Source organism: Plectonema cf. radiosum LEGE 06105 (genome assembly GCF_015207665.1).
GTDB classification, from domain to species: Bacteria; Cyanobacteriota; Cyanobacteriia; order Cyanobacteriales; family Nostocaceae; genus Rivularia; species Rivularia radiosa_A.
Map to the genome: position 1 here is coordinate 1 of NZ_JADEWL010000207.1, position 8,938 is coordinate 8,938.

At 40.0% G+C, this 8,938-nt stretch carries 5 protein-coding genes; all 5 read left to right on the top strand.

Translation table 11 applies throughout. The features are described from left to right. Positions 1 to 63 precede the first annotated feature (63 nt). The 5 genes from rimM (at position 64) to gap (ending at position 8,848) form a co-directional block, all read left to right on the top strand. Entirely contained in the window at positions 64 to 627 is a 564-nt protein-coding gene (rimM, locus tag IQ247_RS30045; RefSeq protein ID WP_193925611.1) for a ribosome maturation factor RimM, read from the top strand. A 566-nt stretch (positions 628 to 1,193) separates the two neighbouring features. Then, on the top strand, positions 1,194 to 3,575 hold the full coding sequence (locus IQ247_RS30050) for a phosphoketolase family protein (protein WP_193925612.1): 2,382 nt from the start codon (positions 1,194 to 1,196) through the stop codon (positions 3,573 to 3,575). A gap of 169 nt (positions 3,576 to 3,744) precedes the next feature. Beyond that, positions 3,745 to 6,318 (top strand): glycogen/starch/alpha-glucan phosphorylase, encoded by a 2,574-nt coding sequence (locus tag IQ247_RS30055; RefSeq protein WP_193925613.1) that lies wholly within the window; start codon positions 3,745 to 3,747, stop codon positions 6,316 to 6,318. Between the two features lie 210 nt (positions 6,319 to 6,528). Further along, positions 6,529 to 7,521 carry a 2-hydroxyacid dehydrogenase gene (locus IQ247_RS30060; protein WP_193925615.1) on the top strand — a complete coding sequence of 331 codons (993 nt, stop codon included), beginning with the start codon at positions 6,529 to 6,531 and terminating at the stop codon, positions 7,519 to 7,521. A gap of 277 nt (positions 7,522 to 7,798) precedes the next feature. After that, entirely contained in the window at positions 7,799 to 8,848 is a 1,050-nt protein-coding gene (gap, locus tag IQ247_RS30065) for a type I glyceraldehyde-3-phosphate dehydrogenase (protein WP_193925619.1), read from the top strand. The last annotated feature ends 90 nt before the right edge of the window (positions 8,849 to 8,938 follow it).

The window sequence follows — 8,938 nt, forward strand, 5'->3', positions numbered from 1 at the left end:
GGGTGATGGGGAGAAATTCCTAACTGCTAACTGTTCACTGATAACTGTTTACTGATAACTGAAATGGGTTGGTTAGAAATTGGCAAGATTGTTGCACCTCAAGGGTTGAATGGTGAATTACGGGTTTATCCGGATACGGATTTTCCCGAACGTTTTGAAGTACCCGGTAAACGTTGGTTGTTGCGTCCAGATACAACGGAACCCGAAGAGGTAGAATTAGTTAAAGGTCGTTTTCTTGAAGGTAAAAATCTGTATGTAATTCAGTTAGCTGGTGTGAACTACCGGGATGAAGCTGAAGAATTACGGGGTTGTAAGTTAGTTGTACCTGAAAGCGATCGCCCTCCGTTGGGTGAAGATGAGTATCATTTAATGGATTTGGTCGGTTTATCTGTTTTTATGCAGGATAGTGGAGAATTTATCGGTACAGTAGTTGATTTGATTAATGCTGGCAATGATTTGTTAGAAGTGCGGTTGGAGAATAAGGAGACAAGGGGACAAGGAGATGAAGAGAAAATCCCAAATTCTAAGACTGTTTTAATTCCTTTTGTGAGAGAAATTGTTCCGGTGGTTGATTTGTTGAATAATCGTATTGAAATTACCCCACCGACTGGTTTATTAGAGATTTAATTCTCCAGATTTGGTAATCATGACAATTTGGATTTGAATTTTGTATTACAACTAATTAATTTTCCTATACTTACTATATTTAATGAATTCTAATAAGTAAATTTTAAATGTTATCTTCTATCTAAAGAAGTATTTGGATTGTATGAGATACAATACATTATTCTAAATAAGTTAATCATAATTATTAATAAGTAGAACATTTGGTTAAATTGCGGTTAAATTTGAACAAGGAAATAAATGTTGTGCTAAACTCCCAAACAAGTTGTTCTGTTGAAGAGTTGTTGATATTTGAAAAAATTTTAATGATTTGATGATATAAATTCTATGATTTTGTGAAATCAAAGCTAATTAGAGGTTGTTTCAATTAACGAAGCTAGTTATGATAATGTATTTCACTATTATAGGTAAGGTACCTTTTAATGATTTAGTGAGGCGATAACACTATTTTCTAAATAAATATTCATTTAGATATAAAAGATGGTGACGGATTTAAGTTTATATAAATATAAAAAGTAGACAAAGTACACAATAATAAATTCACAAAGTTTGTATTTAGGAGTTGAGTTATGACTTTAGCAAGCCCTCCCCAAGCCAAGCCATTACAGAGTGATGAATTACGAAAGATTAATGCTTATTGGAATGCGGCGAATTATCTTTCAGTTGGACAAATATATTTATTGGATAATCCTTTACTCAAAGAACCGCTGAAATTAGAACACGTTAAACCGAGACTTTTAGGACATTGGGGAACTACTCCGGGTTTGAATTTTATTTATGTTCATCTCAATCGAGTGATTAAAAGAGATGACTTAAATATGATTTATATTGCAGGGCCCGGGCATGGAGGACCAGGTTTAGTGGCTAATACCTATCTTGAAGGAACTTACAGCGAATATTATCCGAATATTTCTCAAGATACCCAAGGGATGCAAAAACTCTTCAAACAGTTTTCGTTCCCCGGTGGAATTCCTTCTCACGTAGCGCCGGAAACTCCAGGAAGCATCCATGAAGGTGGAGAACTTGGTTATGCTGTTTCTCATGCTTTTGGTGCGGCTTTTGATAATCCTGATTTGATTGTTGCTTGCGTTGTCGGTGATGGTGAAGCCGAAACGGGTTCGTTGGCTGCAAGTTGGCATTCTAACAAGTTTCTTAACCCAGTACATGATGGTGCAGTACTGCCGATTTTGCACCTCAACGGTTATAAAATTGCTAACCCCACACTTTTGGCTCGGATCAGCCATGAGGAATTGCAAAAACTGTTTGAAGGTTATGGTTACAAGCCTTATTTTGTTGAGGGTTCCGAACCAGAAGCCATGCATCAATTGATGGCGGCGACTATGGATACCGTGCTACACGAAATCCGTGAAATTCAGGAAGATGCGCGGAAAAATGGCTTCAAACAGCGTCCACAATGGCCGATGATTATTCTGAGGAGTCCCAAAGGTTGGACTGGACCAAAAGAAGTTGATGGACAAAAAACTGAAGATTATTGGCGATCGCACCAAGTACCGTTATCAAATATGGCTGCGGAACCAGCACACGTCCAATTATTGGAAGATTGGATGAAGAGTTATCAGCCAGAAGAATTATTTGATGAAAACGGTAAATTAATTTCAGAATTAGCCGAACTCGCACCAACAGGAAATCGACGCATGGGTGATAATCCCCACGCTAACGGTGGCATTGTGCTGCGAGATTTGAAAATGCCCGATTTTCGCAACTATGCGGTAGAAATTACCGAACCGGGAAAAACCATTGCTGAAGCAACCCGTGTTATGGGTAAATTACTGCGGGATGTAATGGAACTGAATTTAGATAGCCGCAACTTCCGCTTATTTGGTCCGGATGAAACTGCATCCAATCGACTAGGTGACGTATTAAAAGTAACTTCGAGAACTTGGGTTGCAGAAACCTTAGAATACGACGACCATTTGGCAGCAGACGGTCGCATCATGGAAATTCTCAGTGAACATACTTGTCAGGGTTGGTTGGAAGGATACCTACTTACAGGTCGTCACGGATTATTTTCCTGTTATGAAGCATTCATCCATATTATCGATTCAATGTTCAACCAGCACGCGAAATGGTTGAAAACAACCCGTGAAATTCCTTGGCGTAGACCAGTCGCGTCCTTAACATATTTATTAACATCTCACGTATGGCGACAAGACCACAACGGCTTCAGCCATCAAGATCCCGGCTTTATTGACCACGTTATCAACAAGAAAGCTGAAGTTGTGAGAATATATCTACCACCCGATGCCAATTGTCTGCTTTCAGTAACAGACCATTGCTTGAGAAGCCGCCATTACGTTAACGTGATTGTCGCCGGGAAACAACCAGCATTGCAATATCTAAATATGGATGAAGCAATCAAGCACTGCACCACGGGGATCGGTATTTGGGCTTTTGCAAGTAACGACCAAGGAACCGAACCAGATGTAGTCATGGCTTGCGCTGGAGACGTTCCCACCTTAGAAACTTTAGCAGCAGTAGATATATTACGGGATAATTTCCCAGAATTAAAAATCAGGGTAGTAAACGTAGTAGACTTAATGACTTTACAGCCAGAGGTCGAACATCCCCACGGTTTGAGTGACAAAGATTTTGATAGCATTTTCACCACAGATAAACCAATTATCTTTGCCTTCCACGGTTATCCTTGGCTGATTCACCGTTTAACATATCGTCGCACAAATCACAAAAATCTCCACGTCCGGGGTTACAAAGAAGAAGGAACTACAACTACACCTTTTGATATGGTGGTAATGAACGACTTAGACCGCTTTAATTTAGCAGATGATGTCATTGACAGAGTTCCCCACTTAGGATATAAGGCAGCTCACGTCAAGCAAATGTTGCACAACAAGTTAATTGAACACAAGCAATACGTTCGTGAACACGGCGAAGATATGCCCGAAATTCGCGATTGGAAGTGGGAGTATTAGAAGATAGGGTGATGGGGTGATGGGGTGATGGGGAGAGAATCAACTGTCAACTGTCAACTGTCAACTAACTCTAATTTCCAATTATTTGAGCAAGTGTAAGAGAGAGAATGCTATAAAGCTATAGGGTTAGATATAAGTGTAAATTTGATATCTTAGCAACATCACCATAATGAGTAGCAGTTCATCCGAGCAACAATATAGTAACTTAGCACAGGAAAATGTTCCTGCTCCTGAAATTGCTAAAGTTAGAATCGAGGACGATCGCACTGGGATGAGTGAGGAAACTCTCAAACGTGCCATTGCTGATAGTCTTTATTATGTCCAAGGAAAAGGTGAGTTTTTTGCCACCTTGCACGATTATTATATGGCTGTTGCCCATAGCGTTCGCGATCGCATTCTGCAACGACGCATCAAAACAGCCGAAACTCACATGGAGAACCGTGTTAAAACGGTTTATTATCTCTCGGCTGAATTCTTAATGGGTCGATATACGGGAAATAGTCTCATTAATCTCGGTCTTTATGAAAAAATTAAAACTGTTCTTAAAGAATCCGGGTTGGAGTTAGACGACTTGTTAGAAAAAGAACGGGAACCGGGATTGGGTAACGGAGGTTTAGGAAGACTAGCAGCTTGTTATCTTGATTCTTTAGCAACTCTGGAAATTCCCGCAGTTGGTTATGGAATTCGTTATGAATTTGGGATTTTCGAGCAAGTAATTCGTAACGGATGGCAAGTAGAAAACCCTGACAAATGGTTGAGTTTTGGTAATGCTTGGGAACTTCCTCTACCTGAATATCGTGTAGAAGTCAAGTTTGGTGGTCATACTGAAGTTTACGATGATCGAAACGGACGATACCAATCACGGTGGGTACCGCAGCAAAAAGTATCTGGAGTTCCCTATGATACTCCCGTACCGGGTTATGGTGTGGATACAGTGAATATTCTCCGGTTGTGGAAAGCTGAAGCAACTGATGAATTTGACCTACAGGCTTTTAATGCTGGTGATTACATCGGTGCAGTAGGTAGTCAAATGTTCTCAGAGAATATTTCCAAAGTTCTCTACCCCAACGATGATACGATGCAGGGTAAGGAATTACGTTTACAGCAACAGTACTTTTTTGTTTCCTGTTCATTGCAAGATATTCTCCGTCGTCATCAACAGATTTTTAAAACTATAGATAACCTGGCTGAAAAAGCTGCAATTCAACTTAATGATACTCATCCTTCAGTTGGTATCGCGGAATTAATGCGGCTACTGATTGACGAACATCAAATGTCTTGGGATAAAGCTTGGGATATTACAAAAAATACCTTTGCTTACACTAACCATACTCTACTGCCAGAAGCTTTAGAAAAATGGCCCGTGGCACTTTTCGGGAGATTATTACCCAGACATTTAGAAATCATCTACGAAATCAACTTCCGTTTTTTGGCTGAAGTTAGAAGACGTTATCCTGGAGATTTGGAAAAGATATCCCGGTTATCTTTGATTGAAGAAGGTGACGAAAGGAAAGTCCGCATGGCACATTTAGCTTGTGTCGGTAGCCATAAAATTAACGGTGTAGCAGCTCTCCATACCGAGCTACTCAAAAAAGATGTTCTTCACGACTTCTACGAATTATTCCCAGAGAAGTTTATCAACAAAACAAACGGTGTAACTCCCCGTCGCTGGTTGTTGTTGGGAAATCCTCGACTCGCTCGTCTAATTACCGATAAAATCGGTACAGATTGGATTAAGAATCTCGATGAACTGCGAAAGTTAGAAAAGTTCATAGACGACAAAGAATTCCAGCAAAATTGGCGCGATATCAAGCAAGCCAACAAGCAAGAATTAGCAAAATTAATTCAAAAATCTAACGGAATTACAGTTGATACCAACTCCTTATTTGATGTACAGGTAAAGCGACTGCACGAATACAAACGTCAGTTACTCAATGCTTTTCATATCATCACCCTCTACAACGAAATCAAGAAAAATCCTCAAGCTGATATTCTACCCCGGACATTTATTTTCGCAGGTAAAGCAGCACCAGGCTACTTTATCGCCAAATTGATTATTAAATTAATCAATGCCGTTGGTAGTGTAGTAAACAGCGATACAGACGTTGCCGGACGTTTAAAAGTAGCATTCATACCAAATTACAACGTATCTTCAAGCCAATTCATCTACGCGGGTGCGGAACTTTCCGAACAAATTTCCACCGCTGGTAAAGAAGCTTCCGGAACGGGTAACATGAAATTTGCCCTCAATGGTGCTTTAACAATTGGTACCCTTGACGGTGCTAACGTCGAAATTCGCGAAGAAGTCGGTGAGGAAAACTTCTTTTTATGCGGTTTAACCACCCCAGAAGTTTACGAATTGAAAGCGAAAGGATATAACCCCAGGAGTTATTACGAATCCAATTCTCAGCTAAAAGAAGTCATTGACTTGATAGCTTGCGGACAATTCTCCGATGGCGATCGCGGTTTGTTCAACCCGTTGTTAGATTCGCTGTTTAACCAAGACAGGTTCATGCTATTCGCAGACTACCAATCATACATCGACACCCAAGCGAAAGTTTCCCAAGCCTATCGAAATAAAGAAAATTGGACTCGAATGTCAATTCTTAACTCCGCACGCATGGGTAAATTTTCCTCAGACAGGGCAATTTGGGAATATTGTCAAGAAATTTGGAATATACAACCCTGCAAAGTTAGTCTCGACGAATATTCAACCGATAGAGCCGGTTTGAAAATTTTGTAAGTAGTTAGTGGTTAGTTGATGGTGGTTAGTTGATGGTGGTTAGTTGATGGTGGTTAGTGGTTAGTTGTTGGTTTATTGGTAACTAACCTCTAACCTTTGACCTCTAACCTCTGACCTTTGACCTCTAACCTTTGACCTCTAACCTCTAACCTCTAACCATTGACCTCTAACCTTTGACCTCTAACCTGTGACCTTTAACCTGTGAATGTTATGAAAGTAGCAGTATTCAGCACTAAAAACTACGACCGGCACTTTCTTTCAGAAGCAAATGGCGAACACGCCCATGAACTTATATTTTTTGAGCCAAGGTTAAGCAGTGAAACTACGGCTTTAGCGGCAGGATTTCCGGCAATCTGTCCCTTTATTAACGACCAGTTGAATGCTGAGAATCTCAAGGCGATCGCCAATGGTGGCACCAAGTTGATTGCTTTACGTTCTGCGGGTTTCAATAATGTAGATATTAAAGCCGCCACCGATTTAGGAATCACCCTAGTCAGAGTTCCTGCTTATTCTCCTTATGCAGTGGCAGAACACGCAGCGGGATTAATTTTAACTTTAAATCGTAAGTATCATCGCGCTTACAACCGAGTTAGGGAATCTAATTTTTCTCTTAATGGTTTATTAGGATTTGACTTACATGGTTCCACTGTCGGTATAGTTGGTACAGGTAAAATAGGAATGTGTTTTGCTCAAATCATGAAAGGATTTGGCTGCAATTTACTCGCATACGACATCTACAAAAACCCCGAATGTTTGGAAATGGGGGTGAAATATGTAGAATTATCCGAATTATTCGCCACATCGGACATCGTTTCTCTACACTGTCCTTTAACTCCGGAATCATATCGCATCATTAACCCTACAACTTTAGAGCAATTTAAACCGGGAGCAATGTTGATCAACACCAGTCGTGGTGGACTTGTCGATACAAAAGCGGTGATTGATGCTTTAAAATCTCAGAAGTTAGGCTATTTAGGTTTAGATGTATACGAACTAGAAGGTGATTTATTTTTTGAAGATTTATCAGACGAAGTAATTCAAGACGATGTATTTGAACGTTTGCTGACATTTCCCAATGTAGTCATCACGGCACATCAAGCATTTTTTACTCGAAACGCTCTACAAAATATCGCTCAAACAACCTTGTCAAACATTACTGACTTCGAGAAGGGACGTGAATGCAAAAATATAGTGAACAGTTGACAGTTGACAGTTAACTCGTTCCAGACTCCCGCTTGGGAATGTCGTAAGAAGTCGGGTTTTGATTACTGTTTTCTGATGTTACGGATAGAAGCTCGTAAAAACCCGACTTCTGTGATTCTTGTAGAACTTACGTTTTTTTGATAATTGTTTGCTGTTTACTGTTTATTTATAACTGTTTGCTGTTTACTAATTACTAACTGTTAAACCCTAGTTGCAAATTATCAAGTTTCAACCTGAATTAATTGTTCGTTGGTAACTGAAAACAGGAGGTAATAAATTGAGTAAATTAAAAATTGGTATAAACGGTTTCGGTAGGATTGGTAGATTAGTATTCCGTGCTGGTATTGATAACCCTAATATTGAGTTTGTTGGTATTAACGATTTAGTACCACCGTACAACCTTGCCTACTTATTAAAATACGATTCTACCCACGGTAAATTCAACGGAAATGTGGAATCAAAGGAAGACGGTATCGTTGTCAATGGACAGTTTATTCCTTGTGTTTCCGTCAGAAATCCAGCAGAATTACCTTGGGATAAATTGGGAGCAGATTATGTAGTTGAATCTACCGGACTTTTCACAGACTATGAAGGTGCGTCAAATCACTTAAAAGCAGGGGCAAAAAGAGTAATAATTTCTGCTCCCACTAAAGACCCAGAAAAAGTCAAAACTTTATTAATGGGTGTAAATCATGACTTATTCGACCCCGATAAAGACACCGTAGTTTCCAACGCCAGCTGTACTACCAACTGCTTAGCCCCCATAGCTAAAGTGATCAACGACAACTTTGGTTTAACAGAAGGATTAATGACTACCGTCCATGCGATGACAGCCACACAACCCACCGTAGACGGTCCTTCTAAGAAAGATTTACGAGCAGGTCGTAGTGCGGCTCAAAACATCATTCCTGCCTCTACTGGTGCAGCCAAAGCTGTAGCATTAGTATTACCAGAACTCAAAGGAAAATTAACAGGGATGGCATTGAGAGTTCCGACTCCCGATGTTTCTGTCGTAGATTTAACCTTCAAAACTGAAAAATCTACCAGCTATCAAGAAATCTGCAACGCCATGAAAGCCGCCGCCGCAGGAGAAATGAGAGGTATTTTAGGTTATACAGAGGAGGCAGTAGTTTCCACAGACTTTCAGGGTAATTTTCATTCGAGCATTTTCGATGCAGGTGCAGGAATTGAGTTAAATTCCAACTTCTTTAAAGTAGTCTCATGGTACGACAACGAATGGGGTTACTCCTGTCGTGTAGTTGACTTAATGCTATTAATGGCTCAGAAAGAAGGAATTTTGCGAAATACAGCAATGGCAGTAGTTTAAATGAGTTAGGAGTTAGGAGTTAGGAGTTAGGAGTTAGGAGTTAGGAGTTAGGAGTTAGGAGTTAGGAGTTAGGAGTTAACAGTTGACAGT